The sequence below is a fragment of the Cloacibacterium caeni genome, assembly GCF_907163125.1.
Taxonomy (GTDB): Bacteria; Bacteroidota; Bacteroidia; order Flavobacteriales; family Weeksellaceae; genus Cloacibacterium; species Cloacibacterium caeni_B.
Map to the genome: position 1 here is coordinate 1177296 of NZ_OU015319.1, position 20386 is coordinate 1197681.

The following is a 20386-nucleotide window of genomic DNA, read 5'->3' on the forward strand; positions in this document are numbered from 1 at the left end:
AAATGAAAAAGTTAATTTTCTGTTTTTCAACATTAGCAATTATTTCTTGTAGTTCTGGTGGCGACAGTCCAGAACCCACTCCAATTCCTACAGAAGATAGTTTTATTAGAGCTGCAGATTTATCATTTTTACCAGAAATAGAAGCAGCAGGAGTTTCTTTTAAGTACAATAATACTGTGCAAGACCCATTGCTTACTTTAAAAAATGCTGGAGTAAATTACATTAGAATTCGTCTTTGGAATAATCCTAGTAACGGACATTCTAATTTATCTGAAGTAAAACAACTGGCAACTAAAGTTAGAAACCACGGAATGAAAGTTTGGCTCACCGTTCATTATTCTGATACTTGGGCAGATCCAGGCAATCAAACAAAACCTATAGCTTGGCAAAATTTAAATTTTTCTGATTTAAAATCTGCGGTCAGCGTTTACACTACACAAGTAGTTACCGAAATAAAACCCGAAATTATACAAATAGGAAATGAAACCAATGATGGATTTCTATGGCCAGAAGGAAAACTTTCTACCAATGAAACTCAATATTTAGATTTAACAAATACTGCTATTTCAAGCGTGAAAACCGCCAATAGTGCTACTAAAATCATGTTGCATTTTGCGGGAATTTCTAATTCAGCAGATTGGTATTTTAATAAAGTGAAAAACCTAAATTATGATTACATTGGCATTTCTTATTATCCCGTTTATCATGGAACTTCTTTAACTGATTTAAAAACCAAGCTCACTACACTAAGCCAAACGTATAACAAAAAAATCATTTTGGCAGAAACCTCTTATCCTTTTACACTAAGTTGGAATGATTGGACCAATAATGTGGTGGGACAAAGCAATCAATTGGTTGCAGGTTATGACGCTACTGCTTCTGGTCAAAAAAATTATATTCTCGCCATCAAATCATTGGTAAAATCAGTTCCGAATGGTTCTGGATTCTGTTATTGGGGAGGAGAATGGGTTGCCTTCAAAGGAAATCAAGCAACTAACGGCTCTACTTGGGAAAATCAAGCACTTTGGGATTTCAATAATAACGCTTTAGAAGCAATTCAAGCATTTAATAAAGATTAAAACCTTTCAAAAATGCCATTGATCAACATGAAAATTACGCCAACAAAAACCCAAATTCTAAAGAAATTGATTACCCAAAATAATTTAGATTTTTGATAAGTAAGAATAGGAAAACTCATCATTACGAAAAAAAGAATACTTAAAGAAAAGTAACCTAACATATAATTGGTTCTCGGGATGAAGAAAAGCAACAGAATAGATACCAAAACATTTGCAAAAATCACAAACCCGATGACAATATAACTTACTTTTTTTCCAAAAACATTGGCAATTGTATTATAGCCAAAAACTCTATCTACATTTCTTGTCAAAACATCTTTAATCAAGTCTATCGTCAACATAATTAAAAATAAAAACGCTGCCATTAAAAATAATTTATACGAAAAATGCTTATAGTAAACTAATAATCCAAAAAAGGGATAGAGTGTTAAACTCACAAAAGTGAGATTATTAATAATGAGCATTTTGCTCAATTTATGACTGTAAAACCAAATGATAAATTGATAAATCAAGAAAAAAATAAGAATTCTCCAAGAAAGAACCGCAGAAATCCCCAATGAAAAAACATTGAGAATAACATAACTGTACAGAAAATATTTTTCCTTTAAAAAACTTTGTAATCTGCTTCTAAATGGCTTTTCTACTTCATCTTTCTCCTTGTCATAAAAACGATTGATAATTCCGCCTGCTGCAATACTCAGCATCGCACAGAGAATAATTCCGTGAACTTTATAATCGAAAACAAATTTTCTGAGACTTTCTTCTTGGTTAAAAAGAAAAAAGGTAGAAACATACAACGTAAATGTAAACAATGCCAATACGAAAATCCTTGCTCCTAAAAGCAAACTCATCAATTGAGATAAACGATGAAGAATGGGATTGTTACTCATTAGATTTGAGATTTTAGATTTCAGAGAAAAAAATTGAAAATTTCAGACTTCTTTATAAAAATCTTAAAATCTATAAATCACTTCTTTGTTGAAGCCTTCTAGCATTTTGTCTGCTTTTTCGTAATCTTTGGCAAAACCAAGAATATAACCACCGCCTCCACTTCCGCAGAGTTTTAAGTAATAAGCATTGGTATCAAGACCTTTTTTCCAAGCATTGTAAAGATTGGTAGGAATCATCGGTTTGAAATGAACATAAGCCCATTTAGAAAGGTCTTTCAAATGTTTGAAAAACGGCTTCATTTCTTTGTTCAGGAAAGTATCAATACAAGCATTATTGTACTTAATGAATTCTTCTTTCAAAGTTTTTCTGAAACCTTCATTTTTTAATTTTTCAAAAAATATTTGAACCATCGGTCCAGTTTCACCTACAGAACCAGAATCTATCAAGAAAATCGCACCTTTTCCAGCTTCTTCTTTTGGAATAGAAACTTTGTCTACACTTTCTTTGTTTTCAATGAGAATCGGAAGGTTCATGTAACAAATCAAAGGGTCAATTCCAGAAGATTTACCATGAAAATAAGACTCTAATTCTCCGAAAACTCTTTTCAAATCTTTTAATTGATTTTTAGAAATTTCTTCCGGATTATATTTAATGAAAGAATATTTTTCGAAAATAGCTGCTACCAAAGCTCCAGAACTTCCTACTCCATAACCTTGCGGAATATTAGAATCAAAAAATAATCCTTTTTCTATATCTTTTTTGAAGGCTTCTACATTAATTTTAAAAGCTTCAGGAAGATTTAATTCAGATAAATATTGAGCGTATTTAGATAGAGATTCGTTTGATTTTTTCTCGAAATCAGATTGATTTTCAGAAAATTTAAGAGTGCCTTTGTAGAAACTGTACGGCAAGGTTAATCCTTGAGAATCTTCTATGATTCCGTACTCTCCGAAAAGCAATATTTTAGCGTAAAATAACGGGTTCGTCATTAATCTATTCTATGTTTGGTAATGCAAAGATAATAAAAAATCTTTTTCTATGTAAAGATACTGATTATCAACAAATTTCAGGCCAAATTTTCCGAAAAAATTTAGGATCAGTAACAAAAGTTGGGTAGAATGATTAAATTTCTATCTTTACATCATGTTCAACGATCACGAATTATTGAAGTTTTTACTTCCTGAATACTTAATCGAATACTTTAATATTGTAAAATTTGAAGAGATTGATGGCTTGCTTCATCTCTATTTTGAAGAGAAAAATACAATTCCAAAAGAATTTTCAACGATACAACTTCAATCCAAAGGCTTTCACGAAGTGATTATCGTAGATGACTTTCCGCTTCGAGGAAAAGCCGTTAAACTTCACATCAAACGAAGAAGATGGACGGATACAAAATCAGGAAAAATCACACAAAGAGATTGGATGCTTATTGCCAAAGGAACTCGAATGACACAGGATTTTGCTGAGTTCTTAAAAAAAATCAGCAGATACTAAAGCTCTTCCCCTAGAAACCATCGGAGAAATGTATGGTATTAATGGAAAAAAATTCCGTAGGCAGTATAAAAAATCACTGAGTGAGTTTAAAGACTGGAATCAAAGGTCTCACGCAGAAGATTGGATTATTTTTCCCGAAAACTGTTCTGAAAGCTTATCAATAGACGAAGTTGCTTTGTCTGAAGGAGAACTTTACACCGTACTCACTTCCAAAATAGCAAGAGGTAAAAAAGGGAGTATTGTTGCCATCATTAAAGGAACAAAAAGTGAAGAAGTAATCGATAGGCTTTTAAAAATCAATAGAAAAATAAGATTAAATGTAAAAGAGCTGACTTTGGATATGGCAGGTTCTATGAAACTCATTGCCAAACGATGTTTTCCTAGTGCAATACAAGTTGTCGACCGCTTCCATGTGCAAAAATTAGCCACAGAAGCCGTTCAGGAGATTAGGATAAAATACCGATGGGAAGCGATTGATACGGAAAATGAAATTCTAAAACAAGCCAAAGCCAAGAGAATAAAACCAGAAATCCAAGTTTTTAGCAATGGCGACTCTAGAAAGCAACTCTTGGCAAGAAGCCGATATTTACTCTATAAAAGCCATGATAAATGGACAAAAAACCAAGCTGAGAGAGCTGAAATTCTGTTTAGTGAATATCCCAATTTGGAAAAAGCCTACAACTTGTCTGGCAAATTGAGAAGGATTTATAATCAGAATACTCTAAAATCTGTAGCAATGCTCAAACTTGCACATTGGTTTAACGAAGTGGAAGAATCGGGATTTAAATCATTTTCTATCCTAAAAAATACAATTACCAACCATTATAATGATACTCTCAACTATTTTGAAAAGAGAAGTACCAATGCTTCTGCGGAAAGTTTCAATGCAAAAATCAAAAACTTCAGAATACAACTTCGTGGAGTGAAAGACAAAGCTTTTTTTCTATTCAGATTATCCAAACTTTTTGCCTAGTCCCCAACTTTTGTTACTGATCCAAAATTTAATTGAAAACTCATTATAAAAAACATTGCGTTCCTACTGAACGCTAAAAATTTGTAATAAACTTTTTACACACATTTCGTTCCTATGGAACGGTAACATCAAATTTTACAATTGGTTTTGTTCCTCCGCTTCTTCCATTAATTTTAGATACGTTATATATCTGCTTTCTAGAATTTCACCAGTTTCTAAAGACTCTAAAACAGCACATTTTGGTTCATTAATGTGTTTGCAATTATGAAATTTACACTCTCTTCCTTTCTCAAAAATTTCAGGAAAATAATGTTGAATTTCTTCTTTTTCTACGTCTATCATTGCAAACTCACGAACTCCAGGTGTGTCTATTACTGCACCTCCAAAATGCCAAAAATGCATTTGAGCAAATGTAGTGGTGTGCTTTCCTTTATTATGCGTTTCAGAAATTTCGTTGGTTTTCAAATTCAAATCAGGTTGAAGTGCATTTGCCAAAGTAGATTTTCCAGCTCCAGAATGACCAAAGAAAACGCAAGTTTTATCTTTTAAAATTTCTTGAAGTTTATCTAAATTCAGTTTTTCAGCAGAAGAAACTTGCAACGTTTGATAACCCAAATTTTCGTACATGGCTTGCAATTCTTCAACCAATTCTACTTCTTCGAAATTCAATAAATCTATTTTGTTAAAAAGAATGAGAACGGGAATATTATACGCTTCGCAACACGCTAAAAATCGGTCTAAAAATCCTAAAGACGTTTCTGGAGATTGCAAGGTAAAAATAATACACGCCAAATCTAAATTACTCGCAATAATGTGCGCTTCTTTAGATAAATTCACGGATTTTCTGATGAGATAATTTTTTCGAGGTTCTATTTTGGTAATCCACGCAATATCATCTTGCTCCAGTTGAAATTCTACAAAATCACCAACAGCCAAAGGATTGGTGAGTCTGGTTTTTAAGAGTTTAAATTTCCCACGAATTCTCGCCTCGAAAACTTGCCTAGTTTCCAAATCTAAAACTTGATACCAACTTCCTGTAGATTTTGTGATGAGTCCTTTCAAAACGAATTTCTTTTGTGCAATTTACGAAATCTTCTCACAATAAAAAAACACGCTTTTGGACTGCCCCCAAAAAGTTAGACACTTTTTAGGGGCATTTTTTATGGGGAAAAGTAAATATTCAGTAGACTTTAAATTAAAAGCTATAAAGAGATATCACAAAGGGGATATTGGAACAGACGATTTAGGAAAACGCATTGGAGTTTGTGGTTCCTTGGTTCGTAAATGGATAAAATTTTATGAACTTTATGGAGTTTCAGGACTTGTTCGGCTTTCCAATACGCATTACACAAAAGATTTTAAATTAAAGATTTTATCAGTAATTGAGAAAGAGAATTTAAGTTTAAAAGAAGCGTCGAGAAGGTTTAATATTCCTGCGGAGTCCAGTATTCTTAGTTGGCAGCGTAATTACAAAAAAAATGGTATTTTAGGTTTAGAAAACAGACCCAGAGGAAGACCTAAAACCATGAGTAATTACAAGCGAAAAAAAAAGAAAACAGGCAAACCCTTAACAAGGGAGGAAGAACTGTTGGAGAGGATTTATTATTTAGAAGCCGAGAACGCCATTTTAAAAAAGTTAGACGCCTTAATTCAGGAAAGGAAAAATCCAAAGCCATCGAAGAGTTAAGGCAGGACTTTGATTTAGCAGTACTGCTGCATTGTACATCGATGGCAAGAAGCAGTTTTTATTACTATCAAAAACGCTTTCAAATGAAAGATAAATATGCGGAAATAAAAGAAATGATTAAGCAGATTTATCATCGTCATAAAGGAAGGTTGGGCTATAGAAGAATTACTTTGCTTTTGAAAGAAAAAGGAATTTTGATTAATCACAAAACTGTTTTACGACTTATGAAAATATTAGGTTTAAAGAGTATTATCCGAGTGAAGAAATATAAATCTTACAAGGGAGAGCAAGGGAAAATTGCGCCCAATGTTCTACAGAGGAATTTCAAATCGGACACTCCTAATCAGAAATGGGCAACCGATGTTACAGAGTTTAATGTATCGGGTAATAAACTTTACCTATCTCCAATCATCGATTTATTTAATGGTGAAATTGTCAGTTTTGACTTATCTGAAAGACCTGTGTTTAGCCAAATCATCAGAATGCTAAAGAAATCATTCAGAAAAGTAAAATCTACACAAAACATCATTCTACATTCTGATCAAGGTTGGCAATATCAAATGAAACATTACCAAAACTTGTTAAAAGAAAAAGGTATTATTCAAAGTATGTCCCGAAAAGGAAACTGTTTGGACAATGCGGTGATAGAAAACTTTTTTGGAACGATAAAATCAGAAATGTTTTATACCAGAAAGTTTGGTTCCATTCAGGAACTTAAGAAGGAAATAGTGAAGTACATTCACTATTACAACAATGATAGAATAAGACTCAATCTCAAAGGAAAGAGTCCGGTACAGTACCGAACTCTTTCCTTTGAAAATATTGTTTAATTTTGTCTAAACTTTTGGGTGCAGTCTATTTTCAGCGTGTTTTCTTGTTATTTATCAATCATGATATTGTTTTGAACTTCAATGGATTCTTCGTGAATCGCCTTGAAAACTTTTTCTATAAAATCTTTGCCCATTCCAGATTCTTCGGCTCTTGCAGAGGCATATTCTGCAATCACTTTCCAACGGTCTGGCTGGAAGATTGCGATATTATTCTCTTTCTTCAACGCTCCAATTTTTTCAGAAATTTTCATTCTGTTTGATAATAATTCTATTAATTGGAAGTCAATATCAGAAATTAAAGCTCTGTGTTTGCCCATTTCTTCATCAAATCCAGAAATATCTGAGTTTCTAATTTGTAGATTTCCTAACATTTCAGCCAAAACTTCTGGCGTAATTTGTTGAGCTGCATCACTCCAAGCTGCATCTGGATTGCAGTGAGATTCTATCATCGCTCCTTCGTAACCTACGTTAAATGCTTCCTGAGTAACATCCGAAAGCAAATCTCTTCTACCACAAATGTGAGAAGGGTCTACAAACATTGGAATATTCGGATATTGGTGTTTAAAATCTAATGCGATTTGCCAATTGGGTAAATTTCTATATTTTGTTTTTTGATAAGATGAAAATCCTCTGTGAATAACGCCTAAGTTTTTCACATCTTGACCTAAAAGTCTTTCTAAAGCACCAATCCAAAGTGCTAAATCTGGATTTACCGGATTTTTCACCAAAACAGGTTTATTGGTTCCCTTTAATGCCACAGCAATTTCTTGAACGGTAAATGGATTTACGGTAGAACGCGCTCCAATCCAAAGAATATCTACATCTGCTTCTAGAGCTGCATAAACGTGATGTGCATTGGCAACTTCGGTTGCTGTTTTAAAACCAAACTCGTCTTTTACTTTTTTTAGCCAATTAAGACCGATAACTCCTACTCCTTCGAAACCATTTGGTTTGGTTCTTGGCTTCCAAATTCCTGCTCTAAAAACGGGAACTTCTGCACCACTTTCTTTCAATCTTTGTGCAGTTTCCATCATTTGTGCTTCTGATTCTGCGCTACAAGGTCCTGCTATAATTAATGGTTTCGAGAACTCATTAATCCAATCGTTTTGTAAATCTTTTAAATTCATACTTCGTGATTCTTACAACTTTTATAAAATACAGAACACGCAAAAAGCGTGTTCAATTATGTTCTTTTTTGAAATATTTTTCAAATATAGAAAATTACGACTATTTGTTTTTATTTTTTTTCAATATTTTCTTGATTCAGAGCCTTTTCGATATATTTTTCTTTCAGAACATCATAAAAAGCTTTCTTGGTTACAAAATTACAAACCAAAGAAGCGAGAACTGCTCCCAATAATAGAAAAAAGATGATACTATGTCTGTCTGTCATTTCAAATATAATAATTGCGGAGGTAAATGGCGCTCTGGTAACTCCTGTAAGAAAAGCAGTCATCCCAATTAAAATCAATAAATTAGCATTATCTCCTGTTAATTGTAGCAATTGAGCAATCAACGCTCCAAAACTTGCTCCCGAGCTCAGTGAAGGGGCAAAAACACCTCCTGCTCCGCCAAAACTGAAAGTAGCAATTAAACCATTCATTCTCAAAAAAGGTAAATACCATTCTACCGATTTATCTGAGGTAAAAAGCAATCTTTCCATTAATTCTTTACCAGAGCCCATAACTTCGGTTCCGAAAAAATAGATGAAAGTTGCCACAAAAAATCCACAGAAAAAAACGATAAAAACTTGTTGATAATTTTTCTTAAATTTCTCAAAAAAACTCATCACTGCAATGATAATGCTACACATTTTACTTCCAAAATATCCAGCGACAATAGCCGTAATAAAAATTCCTACAAAAACCAGCCAACCAGAGTAATTGGTTTTAGGATAACCTAGATACAAGTAACTGCCACCAAAACCTTGCGCAGTGAGACCAGCGATGATAACTGCTACAAAAAGTGGAGATTTAATATACTTAATATGAGTTTTGGCTAATTCTTCAATCGCAAAAATAATTCCGCCAAGTGGCGTGTTAAAAGCTGCGGCTAAACCAGAAGCGGCTCCTGCAATCATTACATTTTTTTCGGAAATTGGAACCCACCATTTTGGCAATCTTTTATGAATTTCCACAAAAATAGAACCTGCAATTTGAATGGTTGGCCCTTCTCTTCCTGCAATTCCTCCACCAAAAACTTTTACGGCACTTGCTAAAATTTTGATGATGATTATTCTTAAACTCAAAAATCTTTTAACAAGATGATGTGTATTTGGTTTTGACAATTCTACTGAAGCCATGACTTGCGGAATTCCGCTTCCAGCAGAATATTTGGCAAAAGTTCTTACCAAAAACCAAGAAATGAAAAAACTCAAAGGCGTGATGATGAAAATATATAATTTATTCTGATGAAAAATTTCGTGAGACCACTTTTCTGAAAAGGTGAATATTTTACTGTACAAGAAAGCCACAAATCCAGTGATAAAAGATGCCAATAAAAAAGGTAAAAACTGTAGAAACTGCTTTTTGAGGGTAGAATTGGCATAAGTGGTTCTTTGGTATACATTTTTAAAATAAGAAAGTAGATTTCTTACAATAAAATTTTTCCGAATGGGAACCAGCAATCTTTTGTAATGAAAATTCATTGAATATTTTTTTACATGATTTGAAGCTTTAAAATTTATTTATACACTTCTACATTTGATTTATTAAGTCTTTTCTCAATCCATTTTTTCAGTTTTATTTGGTCTTCATCTGTAAGATTTTCTGATGATTGATAAATTAGTACAGGTTTTTCAACCAATGAATCACCTTGTGCAAAACTGAGTTCAGAAACATTTATCGCATTAATATTTGGAAACAAAACTTGAGCTTCTTTAAGCAACTGCATATTATCTTCTAAAGATGAAGTTTGACTTTTTAAAGCCAATAATTCTTTATCTCTTTCAGAATTTTTATTGATTTCATTAAGAATATCGTCTTTTAAAACTTCTAAATTTTGATAGTTATTAGCTTTAATAATAAGTTCGGTATTATTTAGACCAATTTCTGAAAGACTTTGGTTCATTTTTTTTATTTCATCTTGAGTAAAATTTCTCTTTAAGAAAGCCAATTCTATTTTTCGAGGATTGCTTAAAAAATTTATTTTTTTATAAACCAAAGTATTTCCTTTTTCTATAAATTCTTTTTCAATAAACTGGTCTGCTTTAATCCTAAATTCCTGTTCTTTATATAATGAATAGGCAAAATAAATACTTGGCAAAAGAACCAGTAAAGAAAGTAGAGTTATCAAATTTTGCACTCTTTTTCTTTCTTTTAAATCTACAAATTTAACCGATGGATATTTAAGAAATTTAACAATTAAAAATGTAGAAATCCCTATAAAAACACAATTAATTGTATAAAGAAATAATGCTCCAAAAAAGAACTTAAAATTACCTGTTGCCAAACCAAAACCTGCTGTACATAATGGTGGCATAAGAGCTGTAGCAATGGCAACCCCAGGAATAGGATTTCCTTTTTCCACTCTAGTTATTGCAATAACACCAGCTAAACCGCCAAAAAATGCAATAAGCACATCATAAATATTAGGAGATGTTCTGGCTAATAACTCAGATTGAGCTTCTTTGAAAGGACTAATATAAAAATAGATGGTAGAAACTAATAAACTCGCAATGGTAGCAATAAGTAAGTTTTTTAAAGATTTTTTCAGTAATTCAAAATCAAAAACGCCAAGTGCAAAACCAGCGCCTACAATAGGTCCCATCAAAGGAGAAATAAGCATGGCTCCAATCACCACTGCTGTAGAATTTACATTAAGACCTACAGATGCTACAAGAATCGCAGCCATTAGAATCCATAAATTAGAACCAGAAAAAGAAATATTATCTTTTACGTTTTCTAAAACTTTTTGTTTGTTTTCTTCTCCTTTGTGTAAATCTAATAGTCTAAACATGATATGGAATTTTTAACTTAAATCTAGCTTCATCAATTCATCTAAATCTTTTAAAACAGGATTAATTTCTACATATTTCTGGAAAATATCTCTTTTAGTCTCTTGTTTTTTGATGAGTTTTTTGTCTTCTCGGTAAGAAACTTCTATTTTGTAGTTATTGACTTTTCTCTTGAAATGATTAAAAAATTGCGCTTGAATTTTCTCGAACTCAGTTTTCACCAAATCTGAAGGATATAAAATTTCTACTACATTTTCTTCTTTTTTATGAAGTTTTGCTGTATTTACGGCAAAATAGGTGACTTGGTCTTTTATAAATAAATCATTTAGAAAAACTTGCCATTCTGTTTGTAAATCTTTTTCGGTGAAGTGATGGTCTGGTAAATCTTCTTCTTTTTTCTGAGGAGTGACAACTACTTCTTCTTCCTCTTTTTTATTGAGCGTAGCAAGAATGCTAAATTCTGAAACAATGGTTTTCTTAACAATTGGTTCAGTAATTTTTTGAACAGTTTTTGGAACAGATTCTTCTGTTTTTTTAGTTAACGGTAAAGTTTCTTGTGGTTTTTCTGAAGCTACCTTTGGTTTTTCGCTTTCCTTTTTACGAAATAGTGGCGCTAGAATTAAGAACTTTTTTTTTTATCATCACTTTTCGCAGCAGTAAGACTGGCCAACTGCATCAAAGCGATTTCTACCGTTAATCTTGGATTTTTAGAATTTTTGTAATTAATATCTGCGTGATTACAGATTTCTATAGCATCTATGAGTTGCTGAGCACTCCAATTTTTGCTCTGTTCAGAAAACTTCTGTTTCGTGTTCTCACCTACTTCTATTAGAGCAAGTGTAGAAGCATTCTGAGCCATCATTAAATCACGGAAATGACTTCCCAATCCACCAATAAATAAATGTGGGTCAAAACCTTTTTTAACAATATCATTGAAAGCGGTAAGGATTCCCGGAATGCTATTTTCTTTTGCGAAATCTACAATTTTCAAATATTGATCGTAATCTAGAATATTGAGAACTTCTGCAGCTTTAGCAAGCGTAATATTTTTTTGAGTAAAAGTGGTAAGTCTATCGAAGATAGAAAGTGCATCTCTTAGTGCTCCATCTGCTTTTTGAGCAATTAAAAACAATGCATCATCTTCATAATTTACACCTTCTTTTTCAGCAATTTTTCTAAGATGTTCCTGTATATCTTCAATAGTGATTCTTTTGAAATCATAAATCTGACATCTTGATAAAATGGTAGGAATTATCTTATGTTTTTCGGTAGTTGCTAAAATAAAAATAGCGTGAACTGGAGGTTCTTCTAATGTTTTAAGAAAAGCATTAAACGCCGCTGTAGACAGCATATGAACCTCGTCTATAATGTAAATTTTATATTTCCCAACTTGTGGAGCAAAACGAACTTGGTCTGTTAAATCTCTAATATCATCTACTGAGTTATTAGAAGCAGCATCTAATTCAAAGATATTATACGCAAATCCGTCTTCTGAGGTAGAACCATCTTTTTCGTTGATTTTTCTAGCCAAAATTCTAGCACAAGTCGTTTTTCCTACACCTCTTGGTCCGCAAAAAAGCAACGCTTGAGCCAACTGACTATTTTCTATGGCATGTTCTAAGGTATCTGTAACGTGAGATTGCCCTACAACAGTGTCAAACTCTTGCGGACGATATTTTCTTGCGGATACGATAAAATTTTCCATTGGTCAAAAATAGGGAAATAAATGAAATTTTAAAAATTAAAATGACAAAGTTTTTCAAAAAAAACCGCCGTAAAAAATACGACGGTTAGATTTTTATTTACAACATTGGAAATATTCGGTTTCACAATTTTTTCCTTGAGCGGAACATTCTTTCATACATTCTGTATTACAATTAGTCATAGAAACGGATTTCTTTTGAGAGGCAGAAATCATGGTTTCAATTTTATTTTGTCTGTCTTTTTCAATTTTTTCGGCAAACATAGAAGCTAATGTAGGAGCAATAACCAAAGAAACAATTGACATTAACTTAATTAAAATATTCATTGAAGGTCCAGAAGTATCTTTAAATGGATCACCTACTGTATCTCCTGTTACTGAAGCTTTGTGCATTTCAGAACCTTTGTAATAAGTTTCTCCATTTACATCTACTCCTTTTTCAAAAGATTTTTTCGCATTATCCCAAGCTCCACCAGCGTTATTTTGGAACATTCCAAGTAAAACTCCACTTGCGGTAGCTCCCGCTAAAAATCCTCCTAAAACTTCAGGCCCCCAAATAAAACCAACTAATAATGGAGTAACAATAGCGATAGAACCTGGTAATAACATTTTTTTGATAGAAGCATCCGTAGAAATCGCTACGCATTTATCATATTCTGGTTGCCCAGTTCCTTCTAAAATTCCTGGAATTTCTCTGAACTGTCTTCTTACTTCTTCTACCATTGCCATAGCCGCTTTTCCTACTGCATTAATAGCTAATGATGAGAAAATAAACGGAATCATTGCCCCAATAAAAAGCCCCGATAAAACATCTGCTTTATAAATATCAATACCATCAATTCCTGCAATTCCAACAAATGCTGCAAATAGCGCTAAAGCTGTAAGTGCTGCAGAAGCAATAGCAAATCCTTTTCCAGTAGCTGCAGTAGTGTTTCCTACAGCATCTAAAATATCTGTTTTTTCTCTTACACTTTTTGGCAATTCACTCATTTCTGCAATTCCACCTGCATTATCTGCAATTGGTCCGAAAGCATCAATCGCTAATTGCATGGCTGTAGTTGCCATCATTCCAGCAGCAGCAATAGCTACTCCATATAAACCTGCACAAAGATAAGAACCCCAAATTCCCGCAGAAAGTACAATCATTGGCAATAATGTAGATTCCATTCCCACAGAGAGTCCACCAATAATATTAGTTGCGTGTCCTGTAGAAGACTGTTTCACAATACTTGTTACAGGTCTTTTTCCCATTGCTGTGTAATATTCAGTAATGATAGACATCAATGTTCCAACTACTAAACCTACCATAATCGCTCCGAAAACACCCATTCTGGTAAACTCAAAACCTCTTAAAGACATATTTTCAGGAAGAATGAAATTCACCAAGAAATAAGAAGCAACCGCTGTTAGAATAATACTTCCCCAGTTCCCCATGTTTAATGCTTTTTGAACTTTAGCAGTGGTATCTTCTGTTTTATCTGAAATTTTAACAAAGAAAGTTCCTATAATAGAAAATACAATTCCAGTTCCTGCAATAAGCATTGGTAAAAGAATTGGAGCGAAACCACCATAATTATCTACCGATAAAGTTTCTCTACCCAAAACCATCGTTGCTAAAACAGTAGCCACATAAGAGCCAAATAAATCTGCTCCCATTCCTGCAACATCTCCCACATTATCTCCTACATTATCCGCAATCGTAGCTGGATTTCTAGGATCGTCTTCAGGAATACCTGCTTCTACTTTCCCTACTAAATCTGCACCTACATCTGCTGCTTTGGTATAAATACCACCACCAACTCTTGCAAATAAAGCAATAGATTCTGCTCCTAAAGAAAAACCAGTCAATATTTCGATGGCTCTTTCCATTTCGTGGGAATCTACACTGGCTTCTGGCGCAAAAATTTGTTTAATAATTAAGAATAAAGAACCTAAGCCTAAAACAGCAAGACCTGCAACTCCCATTCCCATTACAGAACCTCCAGTAAAAGAAACTTTAAGCGCTTGAGCTAATGAAGTTTTAGCCGCTTCTGCTGTTCTTACATTTGATTTCGTTGCGATTTTCATTCCTATATAACCTGCTGTTGCCGAAAAAACTGCTCCTACAGCAAATGCTACTCCTATACTCCAATGAGAATTAGCATTGCTAAATCCCATAATTCCCAATAATACACCTACCACAATTACAAAATAAGTAAGGATACGATATTCAGCTTTTAGAAAAGCCATCGCTCCATCTGCAATATGACCACTAATGGTTTTCATTCTGTCATTACCTGCTGGTTGCTTACTTACCCAAGAACTTTGAACGAAGGTATAAAGTAAGGCTATGACACCAAAAAGAGGTACCAAATAAAATAGTAAATTCATAGAATATTAATTTTTGTTAACAATTGATGGGACTAATATAGTAAAAACAATAACACAAAAAACAAATTTAGATTTAAGATTTTTTAAGTTATGATTTATATCGTAAAGTACCGAAAATAAAACAAAAAAATCTAGCGAATATTCGCTAGATTTTGTAAATTTACTCAAATTTCGGCTTTTACATAATGCCCCCAAATTTGTCAGAATAGTCTTTTTGTGAAGCTACAATTACTTCTTTAGCATGTTCAGCTCCGTATATTTCTTCTATTCTACAAGTTGCTTCTTCATAAGGAAGATTTTTATAAGTTAAGAAGTAATGTTTTAGTCTGAAAACTTCAGCTTGTGGCAATTCAGAAATATCTCTGATGTGACCATACACTTGATCTCCTACCATTACTGCTACGATTTTATCATCTGCTTCACCTTTGTCAATCATTTTAAAACCGCCAACTGGAATCGCATCCATCAATAAACCACCAGAGTGAATATTGTGTGAGCTTAACACTAAAATATCCAATGGATCGTGGTCACCTTCTGAAACATCTACTGCTCCTTCTCTAATCGCTAATTTTTTAACTTCTTCGTGGCAATACGTTCTAGGAATAAAACCGTACAATGCTGGAATAATATTCGAAAATTTCTGTGGTCTGTCTACTTTTAAATATCCACTTTTTTTGTCTACTTCATACTTAATTGTATCTGCTGGAACAATTTCTATGAAAGTAGTTACTACATTTGGAGCATCATCTCCTGCAGAAACTCCATGCCATGGATGTGCTTTAAAATTTGGAATCATAATATACTTGTTTCTAATTTTACAAAGTTAAGATAATAAAATGGCATCTTTTCTTAAATCTTCTATAGTGTTTGCTATAAAATCTTCGCCATTAACATAATTCATTAAAAATATGGTTTTGAAATCTTGTAAACTTGCAGTATTACTAAGACTTTCGTAAGTTTTTCTCATCAACTGAATCACATTATTCTTAGATGCAACAACATTCTCCCAAGAATTTCTAGAAATATACAATTGCTGAGAACTGTTATACTCAAATTCTTCTTTAATATTCTTTTCTAAAAGATAAATAAACTCATGAATCGCTAAGTCTTTATCAAACTTATTCACCAAATTCGATGGTTTTATTCTTTCTAAAAAAAGCGTCATTCTTTCGTAGGCTTGCATTTTCAAATCTCCATTTGCTTTTACCGCCAAAAGTTTTAACTCTTTGTTTTTCAGATTAATATAAGTAAAAACAAATTGTCTCAATAAAAAAATTATTGGGAACGCAATGATTAATGCAAAAGCATAAGGAAGCATGTTTTCAAAATTCATTTTACGAAAAATTGAGGGTGCAAAGATAGGAATAATTATTGTCTAATAAAATACGATTTAAGTAACTGAATCTTAGAGTTTTCTACGAAAGCGTAATTTTCTTCTGTCGCTCCAAAACGCCTATAAAATTCTGCAATTTCAGAAATATTACTTCCATGAAAGTTAAAATCTTTTTTCTCAATGTTTTTTCTGAAAATTTGGTCAAGAATAATAGACGATAGATTATACTTAGAAAATTTTTTATCATTAATAAAATTAACCAAAAAATCTTCTTTTTCAGATTCTATTAGATAAGCTTGTGAAGCTAATTTCCCATCAAAATACAATTCATATACTTTTAAAAGATTTTGACTCAAAAAGTTTTTCATATTTTCAAAAGCTCGCTTTTTCAAAGAAAAATTTGGAAAACCAATTACATTTTCAGTAAAAAAAGATTCAGAATGATTCAGATTTTCTGCTTCCGTAAATTTTATTTTATCCTGCAAAACATCTGTAATCCTTACGTTTCTTCTTCTGTGAATAGAATATTTCTTTTTGATACTTTCGTAATCTTCAGAAAATAATTTATAGTTTTTTCTAGTTTTTAAATGCGTTTTAAACTCATTTTTCGCATTAAAAGCATAGTAAAACACCTTATAATGTTGTTGAAAAAATGCTAAAAACGATTCATTCAATTCTGGAGTATCTTTTTCTGAAAAAATTCCTAACTGTTGAGTTTGCAAAGGCATTACCACAAAGTTAAAACTCCATTTTTTCGCTAAAGGAATGGGCATTACTGCTTCGTAATCATTATCAACAAGAATTTCCCAATTTTGATGAAGCAAAAGGTCTAAATATTTTTTTTTGGCAAAGAGAATGTATTGTTCAGAACGCTTTAAACAATTTTGATATTTCTGCCAATCTATTTCTTCATATTTCAGTCGCTTTATCATAATAAACCTGCTTCTGCAAAACTGTAAAATGAATTTTCGCCAATTATGATATGGTCTAGCAATTTAATGTCTAAAATTTCGCCAGCATTTTGAATATTTTTAGTCATTCTAATGTCTGCTTCGCTCGGTTTTAGAACACCAGTTGGATGATTATGCGCCACAATAATATTAGTGGAAAAATTCTCTAAAGCTTCTTTAAAGAGCACTCTAACATCTACATGAGTTGCAGAAATTCCGCCTTTTGAAATTTGAGTTTTTTTAATCAGTTGATTTTTCTGATTCAAGAAAATTACCCAAAACTCTTCTGTTCTGAGGTCGGAAAGATGTGGCAAAAGTATTTTATAAGCCTGTTCAGAACTTTTGATAATCAATTTTTCTGGAATTTCTTGTGATGCTTTTCTTCTGCCAATTTCCAGCGCTGTAGCAATAGAAATTGCTTTTGCTTCACCAATTCCTTTGAATTTCATCAAATCTTTTATGGAAAGTAAACTCAGATTTTGCCAATTATTGTCTACACTTTTCAAAATTTTCTGAGCGAGTTCTACCGCAGATTCTTCTGTATTTCCACTTCCTAAAATGATCGCCAATAATTCTGAATCTGAAAGTGCAGATTTACCCTTCAAAAGAAACTTTTCTCTTGGTCTATCATCTTCAGAAAGGAATTTTATTGACATTCTTTAGGTTAAGGTAAACTTTGTTCTTTTTACTTTTTACTTGGCTCTTTTATAAAATAAGTCCGTCTTTCATGACTAATTTTCTATCGGTACTTTCTGCCAATTCTTTATTGTGCGTTACAATCACAAAAGTCTGATTATATCTGTCTCTTAAATCAAAGAAAAGTTGATGCAGTGCATCTGCATTTTTGGAATCTAAATTTCCAGTGGGTTCGTCTGCAAAAATAATTTTCGGAGAATTGATTAAAGCTCTGGCTACGGCTACACGTTGCGCTTCACCACCAGAAAGTTCTTTGGGTTTATGCTGAATTCTATGTGCAATGTGTAATTCTTCGAACAACAGAAATGCTTTGTCCATAGATTCTTTTTCGTTTTTCCCAGAAATTCTCGTTGGCATCAAAACATTTTCTAAAGCTGTAAATTCTGGCAATAACTGATGATGCTGAAATACGAATCCTATGTTTTCATTTCTAAATTTAGAAATTTCTCTGTCGTTCATTTTTAGGAATGATTGATCACCAATCGTTAATTCAGTGCCGTATTTATCTATATGAGAAGGCAAATCTAAAGTTCCCAGAATGTGTAGCAAAGTAGATTTACCAGCTCCTGATTCTCCAACAATGGAAACAATTTCGCCTGTTTTTATTTCTAAGTCTACTCCTTTTAGAACTTCTAAATCACCGTAAGATTTGTGAATATTTTTCGCTTTAATCATAGTTCAAAAATAGTAAATTGATGTGAGATACGAGATATGAGACATGAGATTTTTTAAATATTCTAAAAATCACAAATAAAAAAATCCTTTCAAAAAAATGAAAGGATTTTGGATATATAAAATTTTAAAATTTTACAGTAACATAGTCAACGGACTTTCTAAATAAGTTTTAAGAGTCTGTAAGAATTGTGCACCTGTAGCGCCATCTACTACTCTATGGTCACAAGCTAGAGAAAGTTTCATGGTATTTCCTACCACGATTTGACCGTTTTTAACCACTGGTTTTTCAATAATTGCACCTACTGAAAGAATACAAGAATTCGGTTGGTTAATAATCGATGTAAAGGTTTCGATTCCAAACATACCAAGGTTAGAGATAGAGAAAGTAGAACCTTCCATTTCATTCGCTTTAAGACCTTTTGATTTCGCTCTAGAAGCCATATCTTTTACAGATGCAGAAATTTGATTATAATTCATGTAATCTGCATTTTTAAGAACTGGAACTACTAAACCATCTGGAATTGCAACAGCTACACCTACGTTGATATTTCCGTGGTGAATAATTTTATCACCTGCCCAAGAAGAATTTACTTGTGGGTGTTTTCTCAATGCTAAAGCAGTAGCTTTAATCACCATATCATTGAAAGAAACCTTAGTATCTGGTAAACTATTCAACTCTTTTCTAGCTTCGATAGCTTTGTCCATGTTGATTTCTACCATTAAATAGTAGTGAGGCGCAGTAAATTTACTTTCAGAAAGTCTTTTTGCAATTACATTTCTTACTTGAGAGTTTACGGTTTCTGTAGTTTCACCTGCTACGAAATTCATAGCCACTTGAGCGGCAGGAGCAGAAGCTACACTTGTAGAAACTGCAGCAGTTTGCTGAACTGGAGCTGCACTTGGTTGATAATTTTCAATATCTTTTTTAACGATTCTTCCGTTGTCTCCACTTCCTTTAACGGTTGAAATATCAATTCCTTTTTCTGAAGCCATTTTTTTAGCTAAAGGAGAGATATTAATTCTTCCGCCAGTAGAAGTTGTAGTAGAAACTGGTGCATTTACTGCTGGTGCAGATTCTGTTTTTGGAGCCTCTGCAGCAACTGGAGCAGCAACTTTTCCGCCACCTGCAACAATTGCAGAAACATCTGTTCCAGCAGGACCAATAATAGCTAAAATTTCATCAACATTCGTTGCATTTCCTTCTGAAACGCCTTGGTAAAGAAGCGTCCCTTTAAATTCTGATTCAAAATCTTGAACCGCTTTATCTGTTTCAATTTCTGCAAGAATATCACCTTCTTTTACATCATCACCTACATTTTTGTGCCATTTAGCCACTTTTCCTTCAGTCATGGTATCAGAAAGTCTAGGCATAGTAATTACTTCTACACCTGCAGGAATCTCTGCTGAAACAGCCGAAACTTCTGGTGCAGAAACTGCAACTTCTTCTTTCTTTTCTTCTGTTTGAGGAGCAGAATTACCTCCTGAAACTAAACCAGAAATATCTTCTCCGGCATTTCCTATAATTGCTAAAACGCTATCTACAGGAGAATTACTTCCTTCTTCTGTACCAATGTATAAAAGAGTACCGTTAAATTCTGATTCAAAATCTTGAACGGCTTTATCTGTTTCGATTTCGGCTAAAACATCGCCTTCTTTTACTGTATCACCTACTTTTTTATGCCATTTTGATACTTTTCCCTCGGTCATTGTATCAGAAAGTCTGGGCATTGTAATTACTTCAGCCATAA

At 33.0% G+C, this 20386-nt stretch carries 19 protein-coding genes; 4 read left to right on the top strand and 15 right to left on the bottom strand.

The features are described from left to right. Positions 1–2: 2 nt before the first annotated feature. Complete coding sequence (locus KKQ79_RS05425) at positions 3–1079, top strand: glycoside hydrolase family 53 protein (protein ID WP_213189265.1); 1077 nt, start codon at positions 3–5, stop codon at positions 1077–1079. Here KKQ79_RS05425 and KKQ79_RS05430 read toward each other — a convergent pair. Continuing rightward, the gene (locus KKQ79_RS05430) at positions 1076–1969 is read right to left on the bottom strand and encodes a UbiA family prenyltransferase (RefSeq protein ID WP_213189266.1); all 894 of its coding nucleotides are present in this window, start codon (positions 1967–1969) and stop codon (positions 1076–1078) included. The two genes, KKQ79_RS05425 and KKQ79_RS05430, sit on opposite strands and share 4 nt — an antisense overlap. 63 nt (positions 1970–2032) lie before the next feature. After that, positions 2033–2959, bottom strand: a complete 927-nt coding sequence (locus tag KKQ79_RS05435) for a mevalonate kinase family protein (protein WP_213189267.1) — start codon at positions 2957–2959, stop codon at positions 2033–2035. A gap of 154 nt (positions 2960–3113) precedes the next feature. Here KKQ79_RS05435 and KKQ79_RS05440 point away from each other — a divergent pair, with 154 nt between their 5' ends. Together KKQ79_RS05440 and KKQ79_RS05445 are read left to right on the top strand one after the other, a co-directional pair. After that, a complete protein-coding gene (locus KKQ79_RS05440; protein WP_213189268.1) occupies positions 3114–3467 on the top strand; it encodes an ISAon1 family transposase N-terminal region protein in 354 nt (117 codons plus the stop codon). Positions 3468–3495: 28 nt separating this feature from the next. Further along, the gene (locus KKQ79_RS05445; RefSeq protein ID WP_213189269.1) at positions 3496–4440 is read left to right on the top strand and encodes an ISAon1 family transposase; all 945 of its coding nucleotides are present in this window, start codon (positions 3496–3498) and stop codon (positions 4438–4440) included. A 135-nt stretch (positions 4441–4575) separates the two neighbouring features. Here the strand turns inward: KKQ79_RS05445 and rsgA are convergent, their stop codons facing one another. Further along, positions 4576–5502 (bottom strand): ribosome small subunit-dependent GTPase A, encoded by a 927-nt coding sequence (gene rsgA / locus KKQ79_RS05450; protein WP_213189270.1) that lies wholly within the window; start codon positions 5500–5502, stop codon positions 4576–4578. Between the two features lie 100 nt (positions 5503–5602). On the opposite strand from rsgA, the gene KKQ79_RS05455 reads away from it, so the two are divergent. Continuing rightward, positions 5603–6957, top strand: a protein-coding gene (locus tag KKQ79_RS05455) for an IS3 family transposase (protein ID WP_213190683.1) whose coding sequence is annotated in 2 segments (ribosomal slippage) — positions 5603–6077 and positions 6077–6957 — 1356 coding nt in all. Because the reading frame shifts where the segments join, the coding sequence is not laid out codon by codon here. A gap of 47 nt (positions 6958–7004) precedes the next feature. On the opposite strand, the gene KKQ79_RS05460 is transcribed toward KKQ79_RS05455, so the two are convergent. From KKQ79_RS05460 to KKQ79_RS05515, 12 genes are all read right to left on the bottom strand, one after another. Continuing rightward, positions 7005–8084, bottom strand: a complete 1080-nt coding sequence (locus KKQ79_RS05460; protein ID WP_213189271.1) for a chorismate mutase — start codon at positions 8082–8084, stop codon at positions 7005–7007. Between the two features lie 110 nt (positions 8085–8194). Then, positions 8195–9604 (bottom strand): chloride channel protein, encoded by a 1410-nt coding sequence (locus KKQ79_RS05465; RefSeq protein ID WP_250131194.1) that lies wholly within the window; start codon positions 9602–9604, stop codon positions 8195–8197. A 35-nt stretch (positions 9605–9639) separates the two neighbouring features. Beyond that, complete coding sequence (locus KKQ79_RS05470) at positions 9640–10914, bottom strand: TIGR00341 family protein (protein ID WP_213189272.1); 1275 nt, start codon at positions 10912–10914, stop codon at positions 9640–9642. 12 nt (positions 10915–10926) lie between these two features. Beyond that, the gene (locus KKQ79_RS14010; RefSeq protein WP_488645670.1) at positions 10927–11532 is read right to left on the bottom strand and encodes a hypothetical protein; all 606 of its coding nucleotides are present in this window, start codon (positions 11530–11532) and stop codon (positions 10927–10929) included. Beyond that, positions 11532–12617, bottom strand: a complete 1086-nt coding sequence (gene dnaX, locus KKQ79_RS05480) for a DNA polymerase III subunit gamma/tau (RefSeq protein WP_213189274.1) — start codon at positions 12615–12617, stop codon at positions 11532–11534. The genes KKQ79_RS14010 and dnaX overlap by 1 nt, the downstream gene beginning before the upstream one ends. 93 nt (positions 12618–12710) lie before the next feature. After that, entirely contained in the window at positions 12711–14984 is a 2274-nt protein-coding gene (locus KKQ79_RS05485) for a sodium-translocating pyrophosphatase (protein WP_213189275.1), read from the bottom strand. Between the two features lie 178 nt (positions 14985–15162). Next, the gene (locus KKQ79_RS05490; protein WP_069798390.1) at positions 15163–15780 is read right to left on the bottom strand and encodes an inorganic pyrophosphatase; all 618 of its coding nucleotides are present in this window, start codon (positions 15778–15780) and stop codon (positions 15163–15165) included. 27 nt (positions 15781–15807) lie between these two features. Next, a complete protein-coding gene (locus KKQ79_RS05495) occupies positions 15808–16317 on the bottom strand; it encodes a DUF7935 family protein (protein WP_213189276.1) in 510 nt (169 codons plus the stop codon). Positions 16318–16352: 35 nt separating this feature from the next. Beyond that, positions 16353–17249, bottom strand: a complete 897-nt coding sequence (locus KKQ79_RS05500) for a hypothetical protein (RefSeq protein ID WP_213189277.1) — start codon at positions 17247–17249, stop codon at positions 16353–16355. Next, entirely contained in the window at positions 17246–17923 is a 678-nt protein-coding gene (radC, locus tag KKQ79_RS05505; RefSeq protein WP_213189278.1) for a RadC family protein, read from the bottom strand. The genes KKQ79_RS05500 and radC overlap by 4 nt, the downstream gene beginning before the upstream one ends. 49 nt (positions 17924–17972) lie before the next feature. Next, positions 17973–18638: an ABC transporter ATP-binding protein gene (locus KKQ79_RS05510; RefSeq protein ID WP_069798382.1), complete on the bottom strand. Its 666-nt coding sequence runs from the start codon at positions 18636–18638 to the stop codon at positions 17973–17975. A gap of 132 nt (positions 18639–18770) precedes the next feature. Further along, a complete protein-coding gene (locus KKQ79_RS05515) occupies positions 18771–20384 on the bottom strand; it encodes a dihydrolipoyl dehydrogenase family protein (protein ID WP_213189279.1) in 1614 nt (537 codons plus the stop codon). Positions 20385–20386: the final 2 nt, after the last annotated feature.